Source organism: Microcystis sp. M113S1, assembly GCF_020246945.1.
Taxonomy (GTDB): domain Bacteria; phylum Cyanobacteriota; class Cyanobacteriia; order Cyanobacteriales; family Microcystaceae; genus Microcystis.
The window spans coordinates 1-2,878 of sequence record NZ_JADBSA010000095.1 but is presented as its reverse complement, the minus strand read 5'-3'; the positions used below and the strand labels follow the sequence as shown (position 1 = coordinate 2,878).

3 protein-coding genes and 1 pseudogene are annotated in these 2,878 nt (G+C 43.2%); 3 read left to right on the top strand and 1 reads right to left on the bottom strand.

All coding sequences use genetic code 11. From position 1 onward, the window contains the following. Nucleotides 1–45 precede the first annotated feature (45 nt). Nucleotides 46–1,011: a glycosyltransferase family 2 protein gene (locus IM319_RS05245; protein ID WP_004162930.1), complete on the top strand. Its 966-nt coding sequence runs from the start codon at nucleotides 46–48 to the stop codon at nucleotides 1,009–1,011. A gap of 43 nt (nucleotides 1,012–1,054) precedes the next feature. On the opposite strand, the gene IM319_RS05240 is transcribed toward IM319_RS05245, so the two are convergent. Then, complete coding sequence (locus tag IM319_RS05240; RefSeq protein ID WP_287714317.1) at nucleotides 1,055–1,420, bottom strand: DUF1815 family protein; 366 nt, start codon at nucleotides 1,418–1,420, stop codon at nucleotides 1,055–1,057. Nucleotides 1,421–1,985: 565 nt separating this feature from the next. On the opposite strand from IM319_RS05240, the pseudogene IM319_RS22690 reads away from it, so the two are divergent. Both IM319_RS22690 and IM319_RS05235 read left to right on the top strand, forming a co-directional pair. Further along, nucleotides 1,986–2,175 (top strand): annotated as a pseudogene (locus IM319_RS22690) (hypothetical protein). A 242-nt stretch (nucleotides 2,176–2,417) separates the two neighbouring features. Further along, nucleotides 2,418–2,624, top strand: a complete 207-nt coding sequence (locus IM319_RS05235) for a PEP-CTERM sorting domain-containing protein (RefSeq protein ID WP_287684742.1) — start codon at nucleotides 2,418–2,420, stop codon at nucleotides 2,622–2,624. Nucleotides 2,625–2,878: the final 254 nt, after the last annotated feature.

The following is a 2,878-nucleotide window of genomic DNA, read 5'->3' as shown; positions in this document are numbered from 1 at the left end:
ACTTTTTCAGCAGACCCTAACTATTATTAAACATTGTCGTCAGCCATGATCGAAATGACCGCTATTCCGCCGATTTCTCTGAAAAACTATCGTATTGCGGCGATTATTCCCTGTCACAACGAAGAACTAACGATCGCCAAAGTGGTCTCCCAATTCCAAACTTTTTTGCCAGAAGCGGCAATTTATGTCTATAACAACCGCTCTACCGATGATACCGTGACGGAGGCACTCAAAGCCGGGGCGATCGTTCGTCAGGAAATCCAACCGGGAAAAGGCAATGTTGTCCGGCGGATGTTTGCCGATATCGAGGCCGATATCTATATTCTCATCGATGGTGATGATACCTACGAAATTGCGGCAGTACGACGCTTAATTGAACGAATGCTGCGGGAACAATTGGATATGGTCGTCGGTGCGCGTCGGGAAGCGGCAAAATCCTCCCAGGCTTATCGTCCCGGTCATCGCGCTGGTAATCTATTTTTAACAGGATTGGTGAAATTTCTGTTTGGAGCGCGTTTAATCGATATGCTCTCCGGTTATCGCGTCTTTTCTCGTCGTTTCGTCAAATCTTTTCCCGCTTTGTCCAATGGTTTCGAGATTGAAACCGAGTTAACTATCCACGCTTTAGAATTAAAAATTCCCTTCGCCGAAGAACCAACCCTTTACGGAGAACGTCCTGAAGGTTCCCAAAGTAAGTTAAAAACCTTTCAAGATGGCTGGCGAGTATTGGGAACCGCTATCTTACTTTTTAAAGAAATTCGTCCTTTTCTCTTTTTTAGCCTTGTCTCGCTAATTTTGGCGGTTATTTCCCTCCTCTTAGCGATCCCCGTCCTGTTTGAATACCTCGAAACCGGCTTAGTACCACGTTTTCCCACCGCTATTTTATCGGCCTCGATCATGCTTTTAGCCTTTTTAAGTTTGACCTGTGGCATGATCCTCGATTCCGTCTCCCGGGGACGAAAAGAGATGAAACGAATGGCCTATCTAGCTAACAGTTGGCTGAAAGGTTAGGGAAAAAGTTCACTAAACATACAGGTCTAGGTAACATCTGGGGTTAAACCCTCTCTAACCGTTGCAGCACGGAGGAGGGTTTTTTGTCAATAAATTCCGCCGGCGAAATTTGATATTTAATCAGATTGGCTAATTCCTGTAGTTGGCTGATGGCTTCCGCACCTTCGAGTTTCATTAACTCTCGATCATCGCGCATTTCTGTCCAGGTGATGCCGTAATCGGACACGAGAAACCGAATTAGATGGGTTTCACCCAATCCGACCATAAAGGATGCGCTGTTCATTTGACCGCCACAGGTGTAGCAAGATGCTAGATAACCTTGATTTTCTAGTGCGATCGCTAAGGCCTGTAAATCCATGACCAAGTCTTTGACCAGTTGGCGATGCTGTTCTGCAAGTCGTTTAAACACAATGTTCCTCCTGACAACACTGCTCAATTATAAAACCTTAATACTGTTTTAAGATTCTTTTTTGAGAAAATAAAGTAAATGAACCAGGTTTTTTTACGGATGTTAAGTAACAAAATGTAAAGAACCCGATACCTAGGGTAGCGTGAATTCCTGAGCTCGCCAAGTATATGTAAGTACAAAGCCACCATTCTATCCATCTTTCCACCCCCTCGATCCCAACTATTCCCATCATGCCTATTTTTAAAGTTTAAGATCCGGTTTCGACAAAAAAGTTCGTAAATCTATATTGACAATTATAGGACTTAGGCATTGACAGGACCGACCGGATATGGTGTATGGGTTTCAGGTATTTTAACCTGATTTTTTGATGACCTTTGAGCGATCGCTATCGTTCGGGAGTTAATCGCCAAAAGTCTGAAACGACGGATTTTCGTTCATGCACATCATGGTGAATTTGTACAGTGCGTAAGTCCTAAATTACATAAGCGTTTAATCTCACAGGATACTGAAAGGCTCATCAAGACTGAAAACCTTGCTAGATAGGGTTTGCGGCAAAAAGTTTCTTGTGGGGACAGGGTGTGGGGTGTGGGGTGTAGGTTTTTACCGATTCTGAGGGGGTCAATTACCTAATTTTCAGAGAAAAAGTCCCGGAATTTTCCCCCGATCACTCCCATATCCGGTACTTTTTGATTGACAAAAGGTCTAAAAGTCTTACCCAACAAGGTTTTAAGATTTATTCAGCTAACCCTAGATAACGGTTTCACGGCCGGCGAGTAAAATCGGTCTGAACTCCAGTTAATACCGCTCACTAAAAACTCAGGGTAATCGCAGGTTATTTTGTATAAATTATAACAGACAAAAATCCCTGATTATTACATTTAGCAGGTTGAACTGACAGGAGTTAATCTGAGAGAAAGTAAAAAGCTATGTATTTGAGCAGTTGAGCATGGCAGAAAGTTTGCTCCCCTAGTTTTAGGGGCTTGACATTTCTACCTAAATGCTCTCTGGTTGGACGATTGGTGATGGTTACGTTTTTAGTGGCAATCAAGGGGGAACTTGGTCTGTTTTTCCTACTGATGGGCCTTACCAATTTAGTATTAATGGGACAGAACAGACCCAGTCCGTTCCTGAACCCAGTTCCGTTGTTGCCTTGTTAGGATTAGGGGGACTAGGGTTAGCTTCTAGCCTGAAAAAACGCAAATAGGAATAGTAGGGTGGGGGCGACTCCATTCTCTTGTCTCGTGCTAAGGTAGAACCTTGGCACGAGACAAGGGAGGTCTTGCCTATTGCCTATTGCCTATCCTAACCAAGAAGTTAATTTTACCGAAATTTTGGGTTAAAGCCCCGTCCTTTTAGGACGGCTTTTTAAACTATAGCTTGTTAACTTAACTTTTATTGTGCTATACTGATTTTATCTAAGTACCCCCTGCGTAAAATGTTTGTCTTAGAGTTTAAAGT